This window comes from Actinospica robiniae DSM 44927, from assembly GCF_000504285.1.
GTDB lineage: Bacteria > Actinomycetota > Actinomycetes > Streptomycetales > Catenulisporaceae > Actinospica > Actinospica robiniae.
The window spans coordinates 3373220-3397578 of sequence record NZ_KI632511.1 but is presented as its reverse complement, the minus strand read 5'-3'; the positions used below and the strand labels follow the sequence as shown (position 1 = coordinate 3397578).

General features: G+C 69.0%; 18 protein-coding genes. 10 read left to right on the top strand and 8 right to left on the bottom strand.

Annotation, left to right across the window (positions count from 1 at the left end):
• Positions 1-19: 19 nt before the first annotated feature.
• From ACTRO_RS14445 to ACTRO_RS14430, 4 genes are all read right to left on the bottom strand, one after another.
• Complete coding sequence (locus ACTRO_RS14445) at positions 20-811, bottom strand: sugar phosphate isomerase/epimerase family protein (protein ID WP_034263594.1); 792 nt, start codon at positions 809-811, stop codon at positions 20-22.
• Positions 808-1611, bottom strand: coding sequence for a phytanoyl-CoA dioxygenase family protein (locus tag ACTRO_RS14440; RefSeq protein WP_211244246.1), 804 nt, complete (start codon positions 1609-1611; stop codon positions 808-810). Before ACTRO_RS14440 ends, ACTRO_RS14445 begins: the two co-directional genes overlap by 4 nt.
• A 133-nt stretch (positions 1612-1744) precedes the next feature.
• Positions 1745-4330 carry a glycoside hydrolase family 95 protein gene (locus ACTRO_RS14435; RefSeq protein ID WP_051450833.1) on the bottom strand — a complete coding sequence of 862 codons (2586 nt, stop codon included), beginning with the start codon at positions 4328-4330 and terminating at the stop codon, positions 1745-1747.
• Positions 4324-5346 carry a LacI family DNA-binding transcriptional regulator gene (locus ACTRO_RS14430; RefSeq protein ID WP_034274853.1) on the bottom strand — a complete coding sequence of 341 codons (1023 nt, stop codon included), beginning with the start codon at positions 5344-5346 and terminating at the stop codon, positions 4324-4326. The genes ACTRO_RS14435 and ACTRO_RS14430 overlap by 7 nt, the downstream gene beginning before the upstream one ends.
• A gap of 302 nt (positions 5347-5648) precedes the next feature.
• Here ACTRO_RS14430 and ACTRO_RS14425 point away from each other — a divergent pair, with 302 nt between their 5' ends.
• From ACTRO_RS14425 to ACTRO_RS14410, 4 genes are read left to right on the top strand one after another with little or no spacing between them, the layout of a single operon-like run.
• Entirely contained in the window at positions 5649-6953 is a 1305-nt protein-coding gene (locus ACTRO_RS14425) for an ABC transporter substrate-binding protein (RefSeq protein WP_034263592.1), read from the top strand.
• Positions 6954-6960: 7 nt separating this feature from the next.
• A complete protein-coding gene (locus tag ACTRO_RS14420; protein ID WP_034263591.1) occupies positions 6961-7920 on the top strand; it encodes a carbohydrate ABC transporter permease in 960 nt (319 codons plus the stop codon).
• A 36-nt stretch (positions 7921-7956) separates the two neighbouring features.
• Positions 7957-8802, top strand: coding sequence for a carbohydrate ABC transporter permease (locus tag ACTRO_RS14415; RefSeq protein ID WP_034263590.1), 846 nt, complete (start codon positions 7957-7959; stop codon positions 8800-8802).
• Positions 8802-10688 carry a DUF5107 domain-containing protein gene (locus ACTRO_RS14410; protein WP_034263589.1) on the top strand — a complete coding sequence of 629 codons (1887 nt, stop codon included), beginning with the start codon at positions 8802-8804 and terminating at the stop codon, positions 10686-10688. Before ACTRO_RS14415 ends, ACTRO_RS14410 begins: the two co-directional genes overlap by 1 nt.
• Positions 10689-10790: 102 nt before the next feature.
• On the opposite strand, the gene ACTRO_RS14405 is transcribed toward ACTRO_RS14410, so the two are convergent.
• The gene (locus ACTRO_RS14405; protein WP_034263588.1) at positions 10791-12056 is read right to left on the bottom strand and encodes an alpha-L-fucosidase; all 1266 of its coding nucleotides are present in this window, start codon (positions 12054-12056) and stop codon (positions 10791-10793) included.
• 105 nt (positions 12057-12161) lie between these two features.
• Between ACTRO_RS14405 and ACTRO_RS14400 the strand changes: the two genes are divergently transcribed.
• The gene (locus ACTRO_RS14400) at positions 12162-13016 is read left to right on the top strand and encodes an AraC family transcriptional regulator (RefSeq protein WP_051450831.1); all 855 of its coding nucleotides are present in this window, start codon (positions 12162-12164) and stop codon (positions 13014-13016) included.
• Between the two features lie 1549 nt (positions 13017-14565).
• On the opposite strand, the gene ACTRO_RS50325 is transcribed toward ACTRO_RS14400, so the two are convergent.
• Positions 14566-17142 carry an RICIN domain-containing protein gene (locus ACTRO_RS50325; RefSeq protein WP_051450830.1) on the bottom strand — a complete coding sequence of 859 codons (2577 nt, stop codon included), beginning with the start codon at positions 17140-17142 and terminating at the stop codon, positions 14566-14568.
• 191 nt (positions 17143-17333) lie between these two features.
• Here ACTRO_RS50325 and ACTRO_RS14390 point away from each other — a divergent pair, with 191 nt between their 5' ends.
• Positions 17334-18170, top strand: coding sequence for a helix-turn-helix domain-containing protein (locus tag ACTRO_RS14390; RefSeq protein WP_034263587.1), 837 nt, complete (start codon positions 17334-17336; stop codon positions 18168-18170).
• An 88-nt stretch (positions 18171-18258) separates the two neighbouring features.
• Here the strand turns inward: ACTRO_RS14390 and ACTRO_RS14385 are convergent, their stop codons facing one another.
• A complete protein-coding gene (locus ACTRO_RS14385) occupies positions 18259-18606 on the bottom strand; it encodes a VOC family protein (protein WP_034263586.1) in 348 nt (115 codons plus the stop codon).
• 142 nt (positions 18607-18748) lie between these two features.
• The gene (locus ACTRO_RS14380) at positions 18749-19552 is read right to left on the bottom strand and encodes a VOC family protein (protein WP_034263585.1); all 804 of its coding nucleotides are present in this window, start codon (positions 19550-19552) and stop codon (positions 18749-18751) included.
• 143 nt (positions 19553-19695) lie between these two features.
• Here ACTRO_RS14380 and ACTRO_RS14375 point away from each other — a divergent pair, with 143 nt between their 5' ends.
• The 4 genes from ACTRO_RS14375 to ACTRO_RS14360 all read left to right on the top strand — a co-directional run bounded on the left by ACTRO_RS14375 (position 19696) and on the right by ACTRO_RS14360 (position 24282).
• Positions 19696-20730, top strand: a complete 1035-nt coding sequence (locus ACTRO_RS14375) for a LacI family DNA-binding transcriptional regulator (protein WP_051450829.1) — start codon at positions 19696-19698, stop codon at positions 20728-20730.
• A gap of 225 nt (positions 20731-20955) precedes the next feature.
• The gene (locus tag ACTRO_RS14370) at positions 20956-22335 is read left to right on the top strand and encodes an ABC transporter substrate-binding protein (RefSeq protein ID WP_051450828.1); all 1380 of its coding nucleotides are present in this window, start codon (positions 20956-20958) and stop codon (positions 22333-22335) included.
• Between the two features lie 96 nt (positions 22336-22431).
• The gene (locus ACTRO_RS14365; protein WP_034263583.1) at positions 22432-23385 is read left to right on the top strand and encodes a carbohydrate ABC transporter permease; all 954 of its coding nucleotides are present in this window, start codon (positions 22432-22434) and stop codon (positions 23383-23385) included.
• 3 nt (positions 23386-23388) lie between these two features.
• The gene (locus ACTRO_RS14360) at positions 23389-24282 is read left to right on the top strand and encodes a carbohydrate ABC transporter permease (RefSeq protein ID WP_034263582.1); all 894 of its coding nucleotides are present in this window, start codon (positions 23389-23391) and stop codon (positions 24280-24282) included.
• Positions 24283-24359 lie beyond the last annotated feature (77 nt).

Sequence of the window (24359 nt, the reverse complement as noted above, 5' to 3'; positions counted from 1 at the left end):
ATCGTCTCCCTGCTAGGGATCACGCTGATCCGGCGGTGATCGCGGCCAGCAGGCTGCGACTGTCCGCCCAGATGTCGCCGATCGGCCGGCCGTCCAGATCGGTCGTGTCGTAGCCGATGGAGCTCGGCAGGAGCTCCGTGGTCACCAGGAAGTTCGGGCCGGGCCAGGCCGCGCGGGCGGTACGCCAGAGTTCGAAGAACTCCTCGCGCTGTGCCGCGCCGACGAGCGGCAGTGGGTCTTGGACGCGCTGGCCGTCGTTGAGGCGCGCGTGGACCTCGCCACAGCGTCGGGCGAGGCCGTGCAAGGCCTCGCGCCATTCGTCGGGCCAGGGGGCACGCAGCTCGGACATCACCGTGTAGTGGCTGAAGTCTCCGCACAGAGCGAGCGCGGGATGCCGCTCGATGAGCGCGATGGTGCGCCGGATGTCCTGGGTGAGCCGGTGGCGGTGCGTCTCGAGGAAGAACGGCAGCTCGTAACGCGCGCTGAGGTCGAGCAGCTCGGTGACGCGCGCGTCCTGCCAGTCGTCGTCCCGCCAGTAACCGTTGACCTGCGCGTTGAGGCTGGTCATTCCGGCCGCGACGGCGCGTTCGAACATCGGCTCGGCCAGCTGGTCCTCGGCGAGGTGGCAGCAGCCCGACGCTTCCAGACCGGTTTCCGCGAGAGCCTCGATGAAAACGGCTCGGCCGTCGGCGTCCGGGGGCACGGTCTGCACGCCGTCGAAACCAGCGTCGGCGATGAGCTGCAAGCGCGCCGGCAACTGCTCTTCGGCGGGAAGCGTCAGCACACTGCAGTGGACGCTCAGCCCGCTCACAGGCCGTCCTCGTCGTGCCAGTGGTTCTGCCAGCGGGCGTCGATCGCCTGATCGGCCGCCTGGTAGCGGATGTCGGTGGACAGGCGGATGACGCCATTCGGGTCGTGGTTGTCGAGGGAGGCGTGGATGATGTGGGCGCCGTGGATCATCAGGTCGCCGGCGGAGAAGTCGGTGACCAGCCAGCGTGCGTCGTACTCTTCGGCCAGCGCCGGGAGGTCGGCGGTCATCGAGGCGGCCGGACGCTTCAGGGTGCCCGCGGTCTCCTGCCGCCGGACGGCGTGGTGGCTACCCTCCAGGTAGATCAGCGGTCCGCGCTCGATCGGGCAGTCGCCCAGCGGGATCCAGGACGAGACGACCCGGTCGGTGCCTTCACGCAGGTAGACGAGGTCGTAGTGCGCCTGGGTCGCCACGCCGATGCCGGCCTCGCCCGGACCGACGTGCCGCAGGATCTTGCGGCGGTGCAGGTGGAGGTCGCCGGTGCCGAGGAACTGTTCGTAGAACGACACGAGCTTCGGGTGACGGCACAACGAGTCGTACTCGGCGCCGGGGACGATCTGCCGGAACAGGATGCTGCGCAGTTGCTCGCGGTCGAGAACGTCCCGCTGCGCGGCGATGCCCTCACCTGGGTCCGTGCCCGGGCGGGTCAGGCCACTGGGCTGCAGCTGCTCGAAGTAGTGCCGGCGAAAGTCGTTCACCGTCGCCGGATCGAAGAATCCCGGCAGGAAGAGGTAGCCGTCGCGGGCGAACCTGAGCCGCAGCGCCGGGAAATCCTCGCGCTCGGCCTCCGAGACCGGCTCCAACCGGCCCAGTCGCCGAGGATCGGGATCGAGGCGGTATCCGTTCGAAGTGAGGACTCGCGTCGACGCAGATGATGGTTGAACTGTCACGACAACCATCCTGTTAGCGCAGTTGATCTTTGCGCAATGCACGGGTTCACGAGGTACTTGGACTCTTGTCGAATACGTTCGGCGGGCTGCAGCCCGCTGCGGGGCGAAGGTGGATGACTCGCGATCCGCGGGGCGTGATCGTCAGGTGCATTCCGTCCGCCTCGCGGCTGACGACCGCTTCGACGGCGTTGCCCTCGGCATCGGTCACGGCCAGGTCCGGGGTCGCAGCGGGAAGCAGCATGCTGTATCGCTCTTCGCCAGGCAGACGCGGCAGACGAGGCAGACGCGGCAGACGCAGCGTCGCGTGGACGAGTAGTCCGTGCGCCCAGGTGACATCGACGCCGACGCCTCCGCGCGCACGGCAGCCACGGAACTCGCCCGAGGGCCACGATTCGGGGAGCGCGGGCAGCAGCCGCAGAACGCCGTTGTGGCTCTGCACGAGCATTTCGGCGATCGCCGCGGTAGTGCCGAAGTTCCCGTCGATCTGGAACAGGTCCGGGGGATGGAGACCGAGGAGGTTCGGTGCGATCGAGCCGCTTATCAGGGAACGTACGGAGTCGTGGGCCAGCCGTCCGTCGCCGAGGCGTGCGGCGAGTGCCGCGACCCAGGCCAGGCTCCAGCCGGTCCCGCCGCCGCCGTGTTCGAGACGTCGGGCGAGTGACCGGCGCGCGGCTTCGGTGAGCGCGGGATCGCGCAGCGGATCGATCGCAGTGCCCGGGTAAAGCCCGTAGAGGTGGGACATGTGGCGATGGCCGGGGTCTTCCTCGGGCAGGTCCTCCCACCACTCGAGGAGCCGTCCGTCCGCGCCGATCGTCGGCTTGCGCAGACGGCCGCGAGCCGTATCCAGGGCCTCAGCGAAGTCGCCGTCGATACCCAGTTCTCGGGCAGCTGTCGCCGTGTTCTGAAACAGTTCGGCGGTGAGCCAGTAGTCCATCGTCGCCCCGGCGGAGACCGCCGCGAGCGTGCCGTCCGGCAGCCGGAAGCGGTGTTCGGGCGAGGTCGACGGGCAGGTGACGAGGTCTCCCGCGTCGTCTTGCGTGAGAAGGTCGAGCAGGAACAGGGCTGCTCCACGCATCAGCGGATACGCGCGCTCGGCCAGGAACGCGCGGTCCGCTCCGAAGATGTAGTGGTCCCAGAGATGGGCGCAGAGCCAGGGCCCGGCCATCGGCCAGTTCGCCCAGACCGGCTCGCCTGCGACGGGGTTGGCGCTGCGCCAGATGTCGACGTTGTGGTGGACCGCCCAGCCGCGCGCGCCGTAGTACGCGGCTGCGGTGGCGGCGCCGGTCCGGGCAAGATCGGCGGTCAGATCGAACAGCGGCTCGTGGCAGTCGGACAGGCCCGTGGTCTCGGCCGCCCAGTAGTTCATCTGCAGGTTGATGTTCGTGGTCCACAGGGAGTTCCACGGCGGTGCGACGTCCGGGTTCCAGATGCCTTGTAGCGTCGCGGGTTCGGTGCCCGGACGCGACGAAGCGATCAGCAGATAGCGGCCGTAGGCGAACAGCAGTGCCGCGAGTCCCGGATCGTCGGCGCCGGCGCGTGCGGCAGCGAGCCGTATATCAGTGGGCTGTGCGGCCGCAGCCGCAGACGCGGCCTCGCCGACGAGCGTGAGCGCCGAACTGCGGAACAACCGCTGGTGGTCGGCGACATGCTCGTCGCGCAGCTGGATGAAGGGCCTGGTCGCGCAGTCGTCCAGCAGGGTTATGAGATCGGGGACGAGCCCGTCGTCCGGGCCGGCTGGCATCTTGGCATAGCCCTGATAATTGGTGTCGGCCGCGGCCAGCAACACGATCTCGTCCGCGCCGGTAACAGTCACAGAGTCCTGTGTCGAGCGTATGTAGCCGGTGCCGCTGACGACGCGCAGTCCGGCGCCGAAACCCATGCCCTCGTCCGGCGAGTAGCGGACCGGATCGTCCTCGCTGAAGGCCACATGAGACGGCGCCCGGCCGGAGACCACGAGGGTCGCCTCATCCGGTGCCTCGATCCGCTCGCGCGGGTGCGGGGTGCTGAGCCGCGCGGTCAGTTCGAGACTGCCGGGGGTCGACGAGGTGACCCGCGTGACCAGTACGCCGGCCGGGGCCGAGACGAACGTCTCCCGCCGGATGTTCGCATCGCCGACGCGGTAGGAGACGGTGTGCACCGCCCGATCCAGCTCGAGGACGCGCACGTAGTCGGTGGCGTCGGCGTGAGATTCACCGAAGTCCAGAGTCAATGTCGCAAGCGGCTGATACGCCTCGGCGTAAGGGCCCTGCATCCGCGACGCGGTCTTCTCCGCGCGGGCGTAGTCGCGCTCGACGAGGACCGCCTCGCGCAGCGCTGCCAAGTGGTCGGCGGCGTGCGGGCGATTGCGTGGTCCGGGGCCGCCGGACCACAGCGTGTCGGCGTTCAACTGGATGGTCTCGCCGCCCGCGGACGCGGCGCGACGTACGGCCATCGTCGAGTGGGCGCCGGTGGATCCCATGCCCAGCAGGCTGCCGGTGGCTCCGTCGGCGTGCTCGTCCTCTGCGATGGCTGCGGCGAGAGCACCTCCGTAGACCATCGCTCCGAGTCGGCCGTCGCCCAGCGGGAGGGCCTCCAGGAAGGAGGCTGCCGGCTCCCGGTACCAGAGACAAGGCTCGCCGGGACGTATCAGCATGCTGAAGTTCCGCGCGCCGCCGGAGGCGGCCCGCTGCTGTCGCGCACGACCAGCGTGGGCCTCAGCATCTGGATGAAGTTGCCCGGGGCCTCGCCGGCCGCGATCGCCCGCAGCAGGACGTCGATGGCCTGGCGGGCCATCTCCCGCCGCGGGAACGAGACCGTCGTCAGCGCCGGATGCGACCGCGACACCTTCGGGACGTTGTCCTGGCCGACCACCGACACGTCACCCGGGATCGACCGGCCGGAGACCTGCACCGCATCCATCGCTCCGTGCACCAGCACCTCGTAGGTGGCGAAGATGGCGGTCAGCTCCGGGTCGGCGGCGAGCGCCCGGTTCGCGGCGGCGAAGGCGGCGTCGATCGTCGGCTCCGCCACGTACTGGACCGCGGAATCCGGCACGGTGAGCCCGTCCCGGGCGAACGCCCGGCGGAAGCCGTCCAGGCGGCGGGTGTGCGCGGGACTCGCCAGCACGGCGACCCGCTCGTGCCCGAGCTCGCGCAGGTGACGGCCCGCCAGATAGCCGGCCTGTTCGTAGTCCACCGTGACGACGGGGAAGGTGTCGGGCGCGTCCGTCTCCCAGGCGCACAGCGCGACCGGGAAGCGGGCGTCGGCCAGCAGCGGCAGATGGTCGATCAGGTCCCGGTCGCCGGCGATCAGCAGCGCGTCCACCGAACGGCTGGTCAGGCCGGCCAGCTGGCGCCTGGCCCGCTCGCCGTCCAGCCTGGTCGTGCACAGCAGCAGGTGGTAGCCCGCCTGCTCCAGGATGTCCTCGACCTCGGAGATGATCTCCGAGTAGAACCAGCCGTCGGTGGTCGGCACGAACAGGCCCACCGTCATCGTGCTGCCGGTCGAGAGCGACCGGGCGACCAGGTTCGGCACGTATCCGAGCTCCGCTATCGCGGCGCGGACCTTGGCCTCGGTCGCGGGCCGCACGCGCGCTCCGCCGGAGACGACGTTGGACACCGTCTGCGTCGAAACCCCGGCACGTTCGGCCACATCCCGCATCGTCACCACGGTGGACAACCCTAGACCTCCTCGCAGATTTTGTACCGATCCAAAGCTCTGGGCCCAAAATCTAGCGAGCGATCTTCGGCGAGTCAACGGCTTCCGACGATCACGCCAAGATCTAGACGATTTCACCTGCGCTGATGGTCACGATTCGGCCGCGCTGCAAAAGATCTATCAAGTAGACACTTGTTTTACCGCTCCAAAACACCGTACTGTTCCGTGCCACGCACCGATCTTTCTGCCGCGGATCTCGTCGACCGGCCCCATCGGCCGACGCCGCCTCCCCCCTTGAACGAAGGAACCCAATGATGGGCAGTAGTTCCAGGACCACCCGCGTCCTCGGCATAGCCACGGCCGCGACCCTCGCGCTCGGCCTCACCGCCTGTTCTTCCAGCGGCGGCTCGAGCGGCGGGGCGAAAGCAGGCGGAAGCTTCACCTACTGGTCGATGTGGCGTTCGGACGAACCGCAGGCCAAGGTTCTCCAGCAGGCCATCACGGACTTCACCAAGCAGACCGGCATCAAGGTGAACGTCACCTGGGCCGGGCGCAACGTCTCCAAGCAGATCGGCCCGGCGATCGCCGCCAACAAGGCGCCCGACCTGTGGGACAACGCCTCCGGCACGGTGTACGGCGCCACGGCCTCCGAAGGCCAGGCCGCCGACCTCAGCTCGGTGCTGAACATGACGATCCCCGGCGAGAACGTGACCGTCGGCAGCGTCATCCCGGCCAAGTACCTGGCCACGCAGACCAAGGACTCCGACGGCACCAGCAACTACGTGATCCCCTACGAGGTCACCTCCGCGGGCATGTTCTACAACACCGCCGACCCGGCGATGCAGGCCGCGATGCCGAGCGCGCCGACGACCTGGTCCCAGTTCATCGGCGTCTGCGCCGCGCTCAAGGCGAAGGGCGAGCCCTGCATCGCGTCCGAGGGCGAGGACTCCTGGACCAACGGCCTCTACCTCGACTACGAGCTCGACGCCCAGGGCATCGACTTCGCCAAGCTGACGGCCGATAAGACCGGCGCGGCCTGGGACGACCCGAAGGTCGCCACCGCCGTCGACAATGTCGAGCAGCTGATCACTGGCGGCTACATCGTGCCGACCTACACCGGCACGAAGTACCCGGCGCAGGAGACCAACTGGGCCGGCGGCAAGGCCGGGTTCTACATGGACGGCAGCTACGTGACCTCCGAGGTCGCCAAGGAGATCTCCTCGAGCTGGAAGTTCGGCATGATCCTGCCGCCCGGCGCCACCCAGGCCGACGTGACCACGTTCGGCTTCGCGGTCCCGAAGCGGGCCAAGAACCCGACCGCGGCCGAGCAGTTCATCGCCTTCTTCATGCAGAAGAAGGAACTCTCCGGGATCTCCACGGTCGCCGACAACATCACCCCGCGCGCCGACATCCCGGCCCCGGCCGAGCTGGGCGACGTGCAGAAGGCGCTGGCCGCCCCCACCCTGCGGGTCGACTTCGGCGGCGCCGACTCCGGCGACTACTACAACAAGGTCTACAACCAGAACTTCCTCGACTTCTGGCACGGCAAGATCAACGCCGCGCAGTTCATCGCCGCGATGAAGTCCGGCCAGATCAGCTTCTGGAAGACCGAGGGCTGATCGCACCGTGGCAACGCTGATCTCGGACTCCCCGCGGACGCGACGCGTCCGCGGGGGCTCCCCCCGGCCCACCGGGATGGCCCCGCTGGAACGCCAGTACCGCCGGGCCTTCTGGCCCTTCGCCGCCCCGGCCCTGATCTTCTACGTCGTGCTCTTCCTCGTGCCGATCGGCTTCGCCGTCTACACCAGCTTCTACAAGTGGGACGGCATGAGCCCGATGCACGACCGGGGCTTCGGCAACTATCGGATCCTCTGGGAGGATCCGGCCTTCCGCACCTCGCTCGGCAACACCCTCAAGATCCTGATCGTCGGCGGCGCGCTGACCTTCGCCATCGCCCTCGGCCTGACCCTGGTGCTGCGCGAGATGAACCGCCGGCTGTTCGCCAGGTCGGTGCTCTTCTTCCCCTGCCTGGTCAACTCGCTCGTCTTCGGCATCGCGGCCGGCTTCCTGTTCTCCCCGGACGGGCCGGTCAACCAGGTGCTCAAGTTCCTGGGCTGGTCCACGCCGCCGCTGTGGCTCTCCACCGAGAACCTCTTCCCGATGATCGTCGGGACCCTGGTGTGGACCGCCACCGGCTACTACACCGCGATCATCATGGCCGCCGTCGACCAGATCCCGACCTACCTCTACGAGGCCGCGGAACTGGACGGCGCCAACGCGTGGCAGCGCTTCCGCCACGTCACCCTGCCGATGGCCTGGGACGTCATCTCGGTCTGCGCGGTGCTCTGGACGGTCAGCTCGGTGAAGGTCTTCGAGCTGATCCTGACTTACGGCGGCACCAACTCCTCGCAGCCCCCGGTGCAGACATGGAACACCGCGATGTACATCTACGCCGAGGCGTTCCCGCAGGCCTCGGCGCCGCAGCTGGGCCTGGCCACGGCCGCCGCCATCGTCAGCCTGCTGCTGGTCGCCGTCATCACGGTGCTGCTGCGCCGGGTGATGCGGCGCGACCGCATCGAGTACTGACGAGCGCCCGACCGCATCCGAGAAAGGGCACCATCCGTGCAAACCCGGCGTAAGAGAACAGGGCCGGCGACGAAAGTCGCGACCTGGCTGATCTGGCTGTTCGTCGCCGCCGACCTGGTGTTGATCCTCTGGGTCTTCATCTCCTCGCTGCGCAGCGGCACCGACGTCATGAACCACCCCTTCGGGCTGCCGACGCACCCGAAGGCCGGCAACTACGGCCAGGCCTTGAACGCCGGCGGGTTCGGCCGCGCGGCGCTCAACAGCGTCTTCGCCGCCGTCGCCTCCTCCGCGCTGGCCCTCGTGCTGGCCGCGCCGTGCGCCTATGCGCTGGCCCGCCGCCGCTCGCGCACCTCCAGCGCGCTAACCATGACCTTCGCCATGGGCCTCGGCGTGCCCGGCCAGGTGCTGGTCGTCCCGCTGTTCGTCGGCCTGGCCAAGGTCGACCTGACCGACAGCCTCTGGGGCCTGATCCTGGTCTACGTCGGCCTGGCCATGCCCTTCACCGTGTATCTGCTCACCGGCTTCTTCGCCGGCGTGCCGCAGGTGCTGGAGGAGGCCGCGGTCCTCGACGGCGCCGGCCCGCTGCGCACCTTCGTGCGGGTGATCGTGCCGGTCGCCCGCGGCGGCCTGATCACCGCGTTCCTGCTGCAGCTGATCAGCGGCTGGAACGAGACGCTGTTCGCGCTCGTCCTGCTGCACAGCCAGAACAAGGTCACCCTGCCCGTGGCGCTGGTCAACTTCGTCGCCGCCGAGCAGCTCGACGGCCAGAACTGGGGCGTGCTGTTCGCCGGCGTCTGCATCATCCTCGCCCCGATGCTCGCGCTCTTCTCGTGGCTCGGCACTCGCATCATCCAGGGCATGACGGTAGGAATCGGAAAATAATGAGCTCGTCTTTACGCACCGGCGTCCTTCGGATCGAAGGCGCCTCGGACCCGGTCGCCGGCGTGCTGCCGATCCTGCGCGGCATCACCCCCGTCGCCGTCGAGAGCGACGCGCTGGACGAGGAGATGCGCCGCAACCTCGGCTACGGCAATCCCAGCGCACTGATCCCGTACACGCGCCAAGGCGAATACGACCGGGTACGCGGCGAGCGCGAGCTGCCGAGCGTGGTCCTGGAGAACGAGCACCTGACGGCCACGTTCCTGCCGGGCTACGGCGGGCGGCTGTGGTCGCTGGTGCACCGGCCCACCGGCCGGGAACTGCTGCACCGCAACGCGATCCTGCAGCCGGCGAACCTGGCCCTGCGCGACGCCTGGCTGGCCGGCGGCGTCGAGTGGAACTTCGGCACCACCGGGCATTGGCCGCTGACCTGCGAGCCGCTGCACGCGATCCGGGCCACCGCGCCCGACGGCACTCCGGTGCTGCGCATGTACGAGTTCGAGCGGCTGCGGCGGATGGTCGTGCAGATCGACGCCTGGCTGCCGCCGGGCTCGCCCGCGCTCTACGTCCACGTCTCGCTGCACAATCGGAACGCGGAGGAGACGCCGGTCTACTGGTGGTCGAACATAGCCGTGCCGGAGACCGCGCACACACGCGTCGTCGCGCCGGCGGACCGCGCGTTCCAGTTCGACTACGTCAGCGAGATGAAGCACGTGGAGTTCCCCGTGCTCGACGGGGCCGATCGCAGCTATTCGGGTCGGGTCAGCCGGGCAGCGGACTACTTCTTCGACACCCCGGCCGCACAGCGCCGCTGGATAGCGTCGCTTGACGAGACCGGATCAGGGCTCGTGCAGACCTCCACGGACCGGCTGCGCGGACGCAAGCTCTTCTGCTGGGGGACGGCCAGCGGCGGGAAGCACTGGCAGGAATGGCTCTCCGGCCCTGAGGGGAACTACCTGGAGATCCAGGCGGGCCTGGCCCGCACTCAGCTGGAGCACCTGCCCATGCCGGCCGGCGAGACCTGGTCGTGGGTCGAGGCCTACGGGATGCTCGCGGCCGATCCGGCCGCCGTGCACGGATCCTGGGACGAGGCCCGCGAGGCCGCGGGCGCGGCGCTGGAGGCTCTCGTGCCCTCGTCGGCCCTGGAGCAGGCACTGGAGTGGGCGGCCGGCTTCGAAGAGACGTCCGAGTCGCTCTCCGCCGGTTCCGGCTGGGGCGCGCTCGAGATCGGGGTGGGGGAGCTCGACCCGTTGCCCGGACTGCCTTTCGGCGCTCTCGGCTCGCTGCAGCAGCCATGGGCGCAGCTGGCGTCCACCGGCCGGCTCCCGGTCAGCGACCCGCCCGCGGCACCGATCGCGGGCCCGCGCTGGCGTGAGGCGCTGGAGAAGAGCGCGGACGACTGGCACGCGTTCTACCACCTCGGCCTGCTGCGCCTGGCCGACGGCGAGCAGGACGCCGCGTTGGACGCCTTCCGCAGCTCGGTCCGGCAGTTGGCGACGCCGTGGGCCTTGCGGGCCCTGGCCTTCCTGGCCACGTCCGTCGACGAAGCCGCGGACCTGATGGAGCAGGCGCACCAGTTGCGCCCGGACCTAAGAGAACTGACGTTCGAAGTCCTCGATGCTCTTCTCGCCGCCGGCCGCCCCGCGCAGGCACTGGCCCTGATCGAAGCGCTCTCGGACGTCGACCGGGCCCACGGCCGCATCCGCCTGTCAGAAGCGAACGCAGCCCACGCGGGCGGCGACGACGAGCGCGCCCGACGCCTGCTGGCCGAGGGAATCCACGTCGACAACGTGCGCGAGGGAGAGTTCTCCCTGGATGCGCTCTGGCTCGCAGTCCATCCCGGCACCCCGGTTCCGGCCGAGTACGACTTCCGGATGACCGACTGCTGACCCCTCGGCGGCCGTCCGGATCCACGGCTTCGGACGAGCCTGTAAGCGCCGCGCCCCCGGTTCTGGACGGTAGATCCCGGGGGCGCGGCGCTCACGTTTCGGTCAGTAGTGCCCCATACCGCGGTAGAGGTCGAGTTCGCCGTCCAGTTCCACGGCCAGGACGGTGGCGTGCGGGTCCGCGTCCGCGGCCGTCGGCGCCTCGATCCAGTGCAGGCCTGGGAACTCGTCGAATCCTCCGTAGACCCGGTGGGCGAGTTCGGTGCCGCTGCCGAGCACGCTGACGCGACGGATCGGCGTGCGCAGGCCCTTGATGGCCACGCCGGCGCGCGGCACGGCGAAGCAGATGAGGTAGAGAGTCCGGCCGTCCGCGGACAAGGTGGACGGGCCGTGATGGTGTCCGGCGGGCAGGCCCGCGCGTGTGCCGTGGACGGCGTCCGCGTGCTTGGCGATCCAGGCGCCGAGTCCTTCCAGGCGCTCTACCTGCTCCTGCGGGATGGTTCCGTCCTCGCGCGGGCCGACGTCGAGGAGCAGGTTTCCGCCCATGCCGACGGTCTCGGCCAGGTAGCGCACGAGCAGGCCCACCGACTTATGGTTCGTGTCGGCGTGCCGATAACCCCATGCGTCGTTGATGGTCAGGCACAGCTCCCACGGACCGTCCGGAGCGACGACCGGCAGAGACAGCTCGGGTGTCGCGTAGTCGGCGTGGGTCCGGATGCGCCCGTTGAGTACGGTCTGGGGATTCATGGCGAGGATCGTGTCGCCGAGTTCTTGGAAGCCCCACTGCTCGTCGGTGCGCTCCCACTCGCCGTCGAACCAGAGCAGGTCCGGACGGAAGCGAGTGATCAGATCCCGAACCTGGTCGTGGTACTGGCTGCGGAAGCGCTCCCACCGCGCCGGATCCTCTTCGCCCTCCGGGGGAGTGTTGAGGGGGTTGCCGGCCGGCTTTCCGGGATCGCCGTGCTTGACGGTGGCGTAGTCGGGATGGCTCCAGTCCGCGTGGGAGAAGTAGAGCCCGACCTTGAGCCCCCGTTTGCGCAGGGCGTCGGTGAAGGGCGTGACCAGGTCGCGTCCGGCAGGAGTCTGCTCGATCACATTGAGGTCGCTGTGCTGGGCCTCCCAAAGCGCGACGCCGTCGTGATGCTTGGAGGTGAGCACGGCGTACTTCGCGCCGACGCGGGCGAAGAGTTCGGCCCAGGCTTCCGGATCGTAGTTCGCCGCGGTGAAGCCGGCCAACTGTTTCATGTACTGCTCGCGGGGCACCTCGCCGGTGAACATGGACCATGACTCGGCCACGCCGTCGACGGCGTATATCCCGTAGTGGATGAAGATGCCGAACTTGGCATCGGAGAACCACGGTTGCAGCGTCATGAATGCTCCAAAGGCTGGAGAGAGGTGGTGGGGATGCGCTCAGCCTAGGAACGCGATCATGCTGTGTACATTGGTCTGGATCACCATGGCTGGTAGATTTTCACCATGCCCGTCGGCCCGGCACCGGAGCCCTCAGGGCTGGTGGATCTTCGTCTGCACGAGCCACCCGCGATCGCGCAGATCGGGATCGGCGTGCACGGCATCGCATCCAAGCGCGACGTCTTCCTCTTGCCGGACCTGTGGCAGTTCCACCTGTACCGCTACAGCGCCGAACTCGTCATCGGCGGGATCGAGCATCAGATCAAGCCCGGTATGACGAGCCTGGTACCGCCTGGCACCACGGTCGAGTTCCGCTACCGAGGGCGGTCCGAGCATCACTACGTCCACTTCCGGCCCGCCGCGACCGGGGCGCCCGTGAGGGTCCGGCTCGTGCAGGATGCCGCGACGATCGCTCCGCTACTGACGGATCTGTTGCAGGGCGCAGTGACCGCTGACCCCGCCTTCCCGGCCCGCGCGACCGCCGATGTGTGGGCAGCGCTGTGGCAGGTGAGCACGCTCGCCGCGGCGCCATGTCCGGACCAGCCACACCCGGCCGTAGCGGCGGCGCTGAAAGTCATCGAGGCTGAACTCGCCGAACCGCTGTCCGTCGCCGATATCGCCGAAGCCGTCGGGCTCTCGCACAACCACCTCACCCGGCTCTTCCGCGCGCACACCGGCGAGACCGTCGTAGCCCATATCCGCAGACGCCGCATGCGCCGAGCGGGCCACCTCCTCCAGGCCTCCACCTTGCCGATCGCAAGCATCGCCGCCGCGGTGGGCATCCCCGATCTCCAGGCGTTCAACAAGGCCTGCCGCCGCGAGTTCGGACTCTCCCCCCGCGCGCTGAGAGAGGCGGGGGAACGTGGCGCAGCGCCCCGGCCGCCGGCCGCGAAAACCGACATGACTGGACTACACGGATGACGGTGACGCTCACAGCGTTCCGCTCCCCGGCCAGGAGGAGGTCGGGTTGGGGTGGTCGTGGTGGTGTGGGCGGCCGCTTCGCGTCGCCCGGTTTGTCTGACCACCCGCCCACCCGTTGCGTTGGTGGGGTGGGCTGGGGTTTCAAGATCTCGCCTCCGGCGGGGACCCTTCCCTCGGAGAGTGTGCCGGGGTCGCGTGGGTGCTGGCGTTGGTGGGGCGGGTTGGGGTTCGGGGTGGTGGGGTGTCGGGGGTGTGCTCTCTCCTCGGTCGGTCCCCGGAGGCAATCAGGGACCTGTCGGGAGGTCAAGCGGCGGCGGCCTGCGCTGATGGTGAATCATGCATGGCGCCGCTTGACCTCCCGGCAGAACCCTGATCGGGCTTCGCCTGCCCGACCGAGGAGAGAGCACACCCCCTGAGGGTCCGGTGCGAGCTGCGCTCGGGCCGATTCCCGTCCTGTGGCCCGGTCGCGCGCGGTGCGGAAGAATCCTGCATCGCCTTGGCCCGAGCATCTCGATCCTCGATCCGCGCGATCGAGTCCCGTGTCGCGGTCGCGCTCGGGGCGGAAAGATTCTGCATCACCTTGACCCGGCCATCCCGACCCTCGATCCGCCCGAAAGGTCGGCGCTCGGGTCGCCCTTGATGTCGGATCCTGCACGGCCTCGGGGCGATCGACCCCGATCCCGGATCTCGCAGCAGAATCCCGCAGGCCGGCCGTGCCCGATGCGGAAGGATTCTCCATCACCCTCGTCCGATCGGCCCGGAGCTCACGCAACGCGCAAGATCGCGCGGCACGGTCGCACGCCGAGGACAATTCCTGCACCGTCTTCAGCCACACCCCCGCCGCCATCTGCCCAGCCACCGCGCCCACCACCCCTCCCGTCGCAAGTCCCGATCCCCCGTACATTTCCATGCTAGACACCACCACCGACAAAAGCCGCGTATCCGGCCTTTGCCGGTTAAAGAAAATCCAGGATATTTCCGGGGAACTCGGGCGCGCTCCCCGACGTTGAAAGGAGAAGAGAAGAGAAGAGAAGCGCAGCCCAGAACAGCGATGCATGATCGTGCATCAAGCGCGACCGGGCCACCGGCGGGACTCGGCCCGAGCGCAGCTCGTACCGGACCTCAGGGGGTGGGCTCTCTCCTCGGTCGGGCAGGCGAAGCCCGATCAGGGTTCTGTCGGGAGGTCAAGCGGCGCGATGCAAGATCGAGCATGAGCGGAAGCCACCGCCGCTTGACCTCCCGGCAGGTCCCTGATTGCCTCCGGGGACCGGCCGAGGAGAGAGCACACCCCCGGCACCCGACCACCCCGAACCCCAGCCCGCCCCGCCGATGCCAGCACCCCACAGACCCTGGCACTCTCTCCGAGGGAAGGGCCCGCGCCGGAGGCGAGATCTTGAAACCGCAGGCCGCCCTGCCAACGCAACGGGTGGGCGGGTTTACAGGCGAAACGGACGACGCGAAGCGGCCGTCCCCGCGCCGCCAGATAAGCCCGCGCCCCCGGGCCTGTGGCAGCAGGTCCGGGGGCGCGGTGTTCATGTCTGACGAAGTACTACGAGATGCTCCACTGCTGGAGCGGGGAATCCGTGTCGGCTTCCTGCGTCACGAGTGCTCCGTCGTCGGTCGAGGCGGTGGTCATCAGCAGGCTGCTGTTCGCCGCGGTGAGCGAGTACGTGCCGTTCGGCTGCAGGGCCACCCTCCACTCCTGGTTGCTGCCGTCCGAGCAGGGCCACTGCACGATGTCTATGCCCGCCGCCGTCGAACCGTAGTTGACCGAGACGCACTGGCCGGAGACAGCGCTCGCGATCTCGTACGCGCCGTCGGCCTGCTTGGTGAAGACCCAATCGGTCTCGGTGAGGCCGCTGAGCTTCGTCGTGGTCAGCCCGAGGTCCTCCTCCGTGCTGCCGCTCGGGTCGTCCAGGCCCTGGGTGCCGATGGCGATGGTGTGCGTGCCGTCGAGATCCGGCGTGGCGGGGTTGACCACCCAGCTGAAGGACGCCTTGCTGCTCGCGGTGTGCGAGGTCGCGGTGAAGGTGACGGTGCTGCCGGTCGTGGCCGTCGTCAGGGTGCCGGAGATGAGGCCGGAGGGGCTGATCGACAGGCCGGCCGGGAGTCCGGTGGCGGTGTACGTCAGGGGCTTGCCGGCCGAGTCGGCCGCGGAGAGCTGGAGCGAGACCGCGGTGCCGACCGTGCTCGTCTGGGTGCCGGGGTTGGCGGCGAGCAGGGACTCGGGCGCGGTGCCGGTCGCGGTGAGCTTCAGCGTCTGCTCGGCGACCGTGCGTCCGCCGCCGACGGTGCTGCCGGTCGTGTCGGTCCAGTTGCGGCTCGGCGTGGTCTCGGCCCGGCGGGAGCTGACCGAGGACAGGCCGATCACCAGGCCGCTGTAGCGGTTGACGATCCGGAACGTGCCGGCGACGTCGGTGTCCGGGAGGACGAACCACTGCTGACCGACGGTCGGGCCGGCGGCCAGGAGCGTGGTGACGGACGGCGCGGTGCCCCAGGCGCGCTGGGACGTGGTGCTGGAGTCGACGCCGAGGGCCTTGCCGGTCGAGGCGTTGATGATCCGGTACGAGCCGTCGCCGTTGGGCGCGAAGGCCCAGGACTCGAGCTTCGAGCCGGTGGCCGAGGCGTCAGACGTCGTGGCCGAGCTGCCGGAGACCTGCGCGAGCACCCGGCCGTTGCCGTTGGCGAGCTTGTAGGTCTTGGTGGTGTCGATCACGGCCGCCGGCGCCGAGCTGCCGATGGTCTCGTTGGCGTACTCGCCGTCGCCGCTGTTGCAGGCGATCGAGCAGTAGGACCGGAAGGACTGTCCGACGATCTCAGAGCTCGTCTTGTTGACGCTGTCGATGAACCAGCGGTACCAGGAGTCGGAGGTGTAGCTGCCGGAGTTGCCGATCAGCGTCCACTTCTGCGTCGAGAGGTCCGAGGTCACGTAGAAGCGCTGCGAAGTCACCGACCAGGTCTCGGGCTCGCCGATGTAGAGGCCGAGGTAGGCGTCGTAGGTGATGTTCATGAAGCCCAGGTACGAGTCCGACGGGAGCACGCCCGCCGCGATCTGCGCGTCCGTGGTCCCGGTGTTGTCCGGGTTGTAGTCCTGCGTGGTGGACGTGTAGCCGTTGGGGTTGGTCGAGTCGACCGGCACCATGTTGCTTTCCAGGCCGCCGACACCCGGCTGCGACCAGGAGCCGTTGTACCACTTCTCCCAGCAGCCGGTCGCCATCTTCGCCGAGATGGGGCAGCGGGCGACGTGGCCGAGGCCGATGGTGCTGCCCGACTGGCCGCCCTTGTTCACGATGCGCGAGGCGTAGTACATGTAGAAGTACCCTGACGCCTGGTCGACGTAGAGACGCGGGTCGCCGTCGCCGTAGTCGTAGGTCTGGTTCGGGAACGCCGTGGTGTCGCCGCGGGTCGTCGAGTACGGCGAGGTGATGGCGTGGCCTTCGATGGTCCAGGTCTTGCCCTCGTCGTGGGAGACGGCGTAGTCGATCGAGTCGTAGTGCAGGCCGTCGCCGAAGGGCTGGCCGGTGAACTCGTTGTGGACCAAGCCGTACCAGTCGCCGGTGTCCGGGTCGACCCAGGTCCCGATCAGGTCGCAGTAGTTGGCCAGCGGGTAGCTCGTGCTGGCGGTCGCGGTGACGCCGGTCGCGCTGTTCTGGCAGCGCCAGACGGTGTTGTTGTTGGCGTCACTGGAGTTCGCCGGGTTCACCGCGGTGCTGAGGGCGGTGTCCTCCGTGGCGGTGTCGATGTTCGTGCCGCTGAAGAACTGCCACTCGTGCGGATCGGTGGTGCCGTAGAGGGACGCGGACTCCTGATAGTAGAACGTCCCGTCCTTGTCGATGTACGGCGAGGCCGGAGTGTCCGTCGGGTTGGAGAATCCGCCGGTGGAGCCGATGGAGACGGTCAGCGTGGCGCCCGTGGCCGGGTCCGATCCCGTCGAGCTCTTGCCGGGCTTCGACGGCTTGGAAGGCTTGGCCGGCTTCGAGGGCTTGGCGGGCTTTCCGTGGGCCGGCGCGGCGGGCGAGGCCGGCTTGGCCGTCGCCGCCGAAGCCGTGCTCACGCTGCCGAAAACCGCCGACACGGTCACAGTCGCCGCGATCACCGCGGCCAGGGTTCTGCGGGGTCGTCGCACTGGTACTCCTTGTCTCGGGGAGACTGCCGAGGGTGCGGGCCCGTGGCGGAGTGATCAGGACTGCCGTCGACGACATCGTGCATGATCCGCCATTGGACCCCTGCTGTTGGTCCATGGTGGTGTCATGCCTTGTTCATGAGCCATGTACGGGTTCCGGATACACTTGGATTCTCGTCGACAGGAGCACTGAGATGTCGTCCGTCTCGCACTACCTCACTCCGCCGGTGGAGGTAAGGGCTCTGGGGCTCGCCGTCACCGGTGTCGGGTGCATCTCCGGGCAGCGCCAGGCGCGAGTAGGGCGCACCCTCGCCGGCTACGCGGGCGTGCTGCTGACCGAGGGATCCGGGAGCCTCGAGCTGCATGGACGACATGGGCGGCACGAGTTGAGTGCCGGCTCGTTCTTCTGGCTGCCCCCGGGCATCGCGCACAGCTACGGCCCCGGCCCGGACGGCTGGTCCGAGTACTGGATCCTGTTCGAAGGCCCGGCCGCGGCGCGTTACGAAGAGCTCGGATATCTCGGCGGCGGGCCGGCCGCGATCGACCCGGCCGAGCCGGACGCGGTGCGCTCCCGGCTGGCCGGTCTGCTGGCGCTGGCCGGCGAGCCCGAATCACTCGACGGCCACCTCCGCGCGGCCGCCGAACTGCACGCGCTGATCTGCGCTGTCGGCACGACCCGGGTCGCCGAGACCGCGCCGGAACCGGCCCGCCGGGACGTCGGCCGCCGGGCGCTGGCCCTGTTCGACCGGGACGCGCACCGCCCGATCGGCATCGGCGCGGTCGCCCACGAGCTGTCCGTCTCCCGGGACACGCTCGCCACCGCGGTCAGGGAACTGACCGGCTCCACGCCGACGGAGTACCTGACCCGGTTGCGGCTCAACCGCTCCAAGACGCTGCTGGCCGACACCGACCTGCCCGTCTTCCGGGTGGCCAAGGACGTCGGCTTCCCCGACCCCGCCTACTTCACCCGGGTGTTCACCAAGTACACCGGGGTGGCCCCGACCGCCTTCCGGCGGCAGCAGCAGTCCTGAGACCACTGAGACCACCCCGCCGGCCGGGACACTGGCAGTCCACGGCCGGCGACCGCGGCGTACTGACGACGCCGCAGGTATCGCGGGTTCAGGCGCCCGCGCTCCGCAGGCCGATGGTGTTGCCGTCGGCGTCCTTGACCGCGGCGATCTGCGAGCCGCCGCCGACGTCCGTGGGCTCCTGCAGGACCGTCGCGCCGGCGGCGACGAGCGCGTCGAAGCGCGCCTTGATGTCCGCGACGTCGACGTAGGGGACCGGGCCGGTCATGCCCTGGTCGAAGCCGTTCGGGTTCAGGCCGATGTTCTGCCCGCCGATGCTCCATCCGACGTAGTAGGGAGTGTCCTGCTCCGGCGGCGCGCCGAGGAGGGCCGTGAACAGGGACTTGGCCTTCTCCACGTCCTTGACCGGGTAGATGATCGCCTTGAAGTTGTCGGCCATGGGGTTCTCCTCGTTGATCGCGCCGCCGGCACTTCCGGCGGCGCAATCAACCTACGGTGGCCGGCCGGGGATCGCTTCTTCAATCCTGATCGGTCTTATCGGTCTGATCCGCCGGGCCGCCGGACCGGTTCGATCACCCGGCCTACATCGTGGGCGCGGGCTTGAGCAGGTTGAAGCGGGCCCCGAACGGGTCGGCCAACGCGGCGAGCCGCCCGGGCGCGGCGTCGGTCGCGGGCATCAGGACCGAGCCGCCGGCCGCGACGGTCCGGGCGAGCGTCGCGTCCGTGTCGGCGACCATGAAGTACGGGACCCAGGTCTCCTGCTGGACGGGCATCTCCGGGCTGATCTGCATCATGCCGCCGAAGGCGTCGGTGCCCACGCCGGGGTTCGTGGTCCACATGTCGTAGGTGCCCTCGGGCATCGTGTACGCCTCCGTCTGCCAGCCGAACAGGCCGCCGTAGAAGCGCTTGGCGGCCTCAGGGTCCTGGGTGTAGAGCTCGACCCACAGCAGGCTGTCGTCCTGGCAGGCCCGCCCGAGTCCGGTGAAGCCCTCCGGCTGCCAGAGGGCGAACTCCGCGCCGCTCGGATCGGTGAGCTGGGCGAGGAAGCCCTCGCTGCCGACCTGCATGCGCGGAGCCCGGACGCTGCCGCCGAGCGACTCGCAGCTCCCGATCGTCGCCTCGATGTCCGGGACGCGGACGTAGACCGTCCAAGCCGACTTGGCGGACGGATCCTGCAGCGCGCCGATGCCGCCGACGGTGCCGCCGTCTTTGCTCAGCATGAGGTAGCGGCCCTGGTCCGGATCGTCTTCCGGTGCCTGGTCGTTCGTCATCGCTTCGGAGCTCCAGCCGAAGACGGTGCCGTAGAACTCCGCCGAGGCGTCCGGGTCGGGGGAGCCCAGATCGATCCAGCCGGGCAGGTTGGGGGTGCCATCCGTGGTAATCATGACAGCGAGTCTTGCACCATCCACCGACAGTGACGCGTTAGCGGAGCCGTGCCGCCCTTTCCCCTGCGAGCGCGCTGGGTGCGGGGATTTGGTTCTTGCAGATCTATGGCACTTTTTGCAGTACCGGTTGTACGCTGACCGTCGTGACGAAGAGGCTGAGTGATGTGGCCGCGTTCGCCGGGGTGAGCGTGGCCACGGTGCGGCGGGTGTTGGGGGACAAGCCCGGGATATCGCCGGGCACCCGGGCGGCGGTGCTCACCGCGCTGGACGTGTTCGGCTTGGACCGGCCGGCGGCGTTCCGGGGGACGGTGAAGGGGGGCCTGGTCGGGCTGGTGGTGCCGGACCTGCAGAACCCGATCTTCCCGGCGCTGGTGGAGTCCGTCTCGATCGGGCTGGTCAAGCTCGGATTGATGACCTGTCTGTGCACCCGCACCGCCGACGGGGTGTCGGAGGCCAACTACATCGAGCTGCTGCTGCGGCGCGACGTGGCCGGGATCGTGTTCATCGGAGCCAGTTACGCCGACGCAGGGCCCGAATACGGGCGCGAGCTGCGCGAGCGGGGGATCCCGATGGTGCTGGTCAACGCCGCGGACGAGAACGAGGGGGTGGCCCGGGTCTCGGTGGACGACGAGGCGGCGGCCGAGCAGGCGCTGGCGCACCTGTCTTCGTTGGGGCACACCAGGATCGGGCTGATCCTCGGGCCGCAGGGGCACGTGCCCTCGGCGCGCAAGCTCGGCGTCTACGTCCGGCACATGCGCACCTCGCCGACCGACCAGACGTGGCGCGACCTGGTCGTGCACGTGCCGTTCTCGATGGAGGGCGGGGGAGCGGCGATGACGCGGCTGCTCGGCCTGGGCGTGACCGGGGTGGTGTGCGCGAGCGACGCGCTGGCGCTCGGCGCGATCCGGACGGTCCGGCGGCGCGGGCTCAGCGTGCCGGAGGGCGTGTCGGTGGTCGGCTTCGACGACTCGACCTACATGTCCGTGGTCGAGGCCCCGCTGACCACGGTCCGCCAGCCGGTGCGGGCGATGGGCGCCGCGGCCGTGGAGCTGCTCGAGACGCAGATCAACGGCCAGTCCGTGCCCAGCGAGGAACTGCTGCTCGAGCCGCAGCTGATCGTGCGCGGGTCCACCGGGCCGTGCCGGCCGCAGGCTCGTGCCGGTGATGCCAAGTCGTGATTTTGTGATCTAGTGCAAGATTACGACCGCGAAAGCTCGATTTTCTGCACTGATCTATAGACAACAGGCGCGCGCCCTCGTACTCTTCCAGCTACGCCCCGACGGCCGGAACGCGCGCCGGCCGCGGTATCGCACCGCCTGCTCCACCTTCAGCGACCCGTTTCGCGCTCGCCTCGCGGCCTCCGGCCCGGGTCACGCGCATCCGTTTCGGAGGAACACCAGAGTATGCACGTCTTCCAGCGAAGCAAGGCGCTCACCATCGCCGCCACGGCGCTCGCCGTCGCCGCCACCGCCACCGGCTGCAGCAGTTCTAAGAGCTCAGCGGCGGCCAACGTCGACTCGAATGCTCCGGTCACCATCACCGTCGGCTGCGAGCCGCCCACCTCGCAGGCCCAACCGCGGGCCAACTGGCTCGCCGACGTCGCGGCGTTCGAGAAGCTGCACCCGAACATCACCGTCAAGAGCGACGACGCCAACCCGTGTGACGATCCGACCACGTTCAACGCCAAGCTCGCCAGCGGCAACATGGACGACGTCTTCTACACCTACTTCACCGACGGGCCCAACGTCGTCGCCTCCGGCCAGGCCGCCGACATCCAGCAGTACGCGAGCCAGATCAACAACTACTCCTCGATCCAGCAGTCCCTGCTCGACGTCTACCGCGACGGGCAGAGCTCCTCGGGCGACCTGTACGGCATACCCACCGGCAACTACAGCCTCGGCCTGGTCTACAACAAGGCGCTGTTCAAGAAGGCCGGCCTGGACCCGGACCAGCCCCCGACGACCTGGGACCAGGTCGAGCAGGACGCCATCGCGATCACCAAGCTCGGCGGCGGCGACATCGGCTACGCCGACTACAGCGCGCAGAACACCGGCGGCTGGCACTTCGTCGCCGAGCTCTACTCGCGCGGCGGCACGGCGGTCAGCGCGGACGGCAAGAGCGCGAACTTCGACAACGCCGCCGGCCAGTCCGTGCTCGAGTTCCTGCACAAGATGCGCTTCACCGACAACGTGATGGGCACCAACCAGGGCCTGGTCTACAACGACCTGCTGCAGATGATGGCCTCCGGCAAGCTCGGCATGTACGTCGGCGACCCGAGCACCCTCACCTCCATGCACAGCCAGTACGGCACCGCCTACGACGACCTGGCGGTCGGCCCGATGCCCGGCGCCACCGCGACGCTGCTCGGCGGCTCCGGCTACATGTTCAACAAGAAGGACACGCCGGAGCAGATCGAGGCTGGCATCAAGTGGGTCAACTACGAGTTCGAGACCTCCGGCATCGGCCAGTTCGACTACCAGCGCCTGTCCTCGCAGAACCAGCCGGTGGGCCTGCCCGAGCCCGACCTGTGGCAGGGCGCGGTGGCCACCGCCGACAACACGGCCAAGGCCAAGTACGCGAACATCCCCACCACGAACTTCACCGCGTACGTCAACGCCCTGCCGTCGATGAAGCTCATCATCGAGCCCCCGCAGGCGCAGGCCATCTACGCCAAGGGCGACGCGGCGATGTTCGCGGTGCTGAGCAAGCCGAACGCGGACATCCCGGGCCTGCTCAAGACCTTCGCGGCCGCCACGAACACCATCCTGGCGAACGCCCAGTAGGGCAGGAGACGGACCGCCGGTCCGGGCCGAACGGCCCGGACCGGCGGGTGCGGGGCGCAAGAGCAATGAGGCTTGAGTAGGAAGAGCGAGAGACCCATGGCAACGACCATCAACGTGTCCGCGGCCACCGCGTACGACGCCCGCGCCGCCGCCCGCGCCCGCCGGCGCCGGGTGCCGCTCGGCCGGCGGCTGCGCAAGCACGGTACCGGCTACCTGTTCATCCTCGGCGCGGCCGTGTGCTTCGCGCTCTTCTCCTGGTGGCCCATGGTCCGCGAAGTGATCATGAGCTTCCAGAAGACGAACTTCGCCGGCCAGACCAAGTGGGTCGGCTTCGAGAACTACCGGCACGTGTTCGCCGACCCCGACTTCTGGGCGGCCTGGCGGATGTCGGGACTGTTCACGCTGTTCGCCCTCGTGCTCGGGTTCGCGGTGCCGCTCGCGATCGCCGTCGTGCTCAACGAGATGCGGCACGCCAAGGGCTACTTCCGGCTGCTGGTGTACCTGCCCGTGATGCTCCCGCCGGTGGCCGGGGCGTTCCTGTGGCGCTGGTTCTACCAGTCCGACGACTCCGGCCTGTTCAACATGGTGCTGCACGATCTGCACCTGCCGACGATCCAGTGGTTCCAGAGCTCGCACGAGCTCGCCGTGCTGTGCCTGGTGCTCTTCTCCACCTGGGCCAACATGGGCAGCTCGGTGCTGATCTACCTCGCCGCGCTCCAGGGAGTGCCCGGGGAGCTCTACGAGGCCGCGGAGCTCGACGGCGCCTCGATCCTCAAGCGGGTCCGGCACGTGACGCTGCCGCAGCTGAAGCTGATCATCTCGCTGATGCTGATGCTCCAGGTCGTCAACACCATGCAGGTCTTCCTCGAGCCGGACGCCATCTCGCACGGCGTCAACGGCACCGTCAGCGTCGTCTACCAGATCTACGACTACGCCTTCAGCTCGCTGAACTTCGGCAACGCCGCGGCCCTGGGCATCCTGCTGATGCTGGTGCTGATGATCTTCTCCGGCATCTACCTCAAGCTCGCCCGATCCGTGGAAGAGGACTGACCGATGGCCGCCGTCGACACCGCCACCCGCACGCTGATCTCCCGCGCCCAGCTCAACCGGCCGGCCGGCAAGATCGCGTACTGGACCACGCTGTGCGTCCTGATCTTCCTGTTCGCGCTGGTGTTCCTCTTCCCGCTGTACTGGCTGCTGAGCGGCGGGCTCAAGTCCGCGCAGGAGTTCGCGCAGATCCCGCCGACGCTCACCCCGGCGCACCCGCGCCCGGGCAACTTCGCCAAGGCCTGGGACGACGCGGGGCTGGCCCGGCTGCTGTGGAACACCACGTACTACGCCGCGGGCGCGCTCGTCTTCCAGCTCGTGTTCGACATCGCCGCGGCGTACGCGTTCTCCAAGCTGCGGCCCGCCTTCGGCAACGTGATCATGTTCGGGATGATGGCGACCCTGATGATCCCGACCTCCGTGCTCGCGCTGCCGGCCTACCTGACCGCCAACAGCCTTCCGTTCCTGCACTGGAGCCTGCTCAACTCGCCCTGGGTGATCTGGCTGCCCTCGGTGGCGAGCAACGCCTTCAGCATCCTGCTGCTCAAGCGGTTCTTCGACTCGATCCCGTCCGAACTGCTCGCCGCCGCGTCCATCGACGGCGCCGGGCCGCTGCGGGCGCTGTGGTCGGTGATCCTGCCGATGTCCCGGCCGATCCTGGGCGTCGTCTCGATCTTCGCGGTGGTCAACGTCTGGAAGGACTTCCTCTGGCCGCTGCTCACCCTGACCGACACCTCGGCCCAGACCATCAACATCGGCCTGTTCCAGCTGTCCGTGGGCCTGCCGGAGAACATCCTGATCGCCGCGCTGGCCATCGCCAGCCTCCCCACGATCGCCTTCTTCCTCGTCTTCCAGCGCAACATCATGTCCGGCCTGACCGCCGGCAGCCTCAAGGGCTGATCCGCCCGGCGCCCGCCCCGCGCCGGGCGCCACCCGAAGCCGTCCCCACGCCGGCGGCGCCGCACCGCCGCCGGCGG

Coding starts and splice junctions, on each gene's coding strand:
- ACTRO_RS14435 (WP_051450833.1), bottom strand. CDS start 4,330: ATGCTGATACGTCCCGGCGAGCCTTGTCTCTGGTACCGGGAGCCGGCA.
- ACTRO_RS14425 (WP_034263592.1), top strand. CDS start 5,649: ATGGGCAGTAGTTCCAGGACCACCCGCGTCCTCGGCATAGCCACGGCC.
- ACTRO_RS14410 (WP_034263589.1), top strand. CDS start 8,802: ATGAGCTCGTCTTTACGCACCGGCGTCCTTCGGATCGAAGGCGCCTCG.
- ACTRO_RS14405 (WP_034263588.1), bottom strand. CDS start 12,056: ATGACGCTGCAACCGTGGTTCTCCGATGCCAAGTTCGGCATCTTCATC.
- ACTRO_RS14400 (WP_051450831.1), top strand. CDS start 12,162: ATGCCCGTCGGCCCGGCACCGGAGCCCTCAGGGCTGGTGGATCTTCGT.
- ACTRO_RS14390 (WP_034263587.1), top strand. CDS start 17,334: ATGTCGTCCGTCTCGCACTACCTCACTCCGCCGGTGGAGGTAAGGGCT.
- ACTRO_RS14385 (WP_034263586.1), bottom strand. CDS start 18,606: ATGGCCGACAACTTCAAGGCGATCATCTACCCGGTCAAGGACGTGGAG.
- ACTRO_RS14380 (WP_034263585.1), bottom strand. CDS start 19,552: ATGATTACCACGGATGGCACCCCCAACCTGCCCGGCTGGATCGATCTG.
- ACTRO_RS14370 (WP_051450828.1), top strand. CDS start 20,956: ATGCACGTCTTCCAGCGAAGCAAGGCGCTCACCATCGCCGCCACGGCG.
- ACTRO_RS14365 (WP_034263583.1), top strand. CDS start 22,432: ATGGCAACGACCATCAACGTGTCCGCGGCCACCGCGTACGACGCCCGC.
- ACTRO_RS14360 (WP_034263582.1), top strand. CDS start 23,389: ATGGCCGCCGTCGACACCGCCACCCGCACGCTGATCTCCCGCGCCCAG.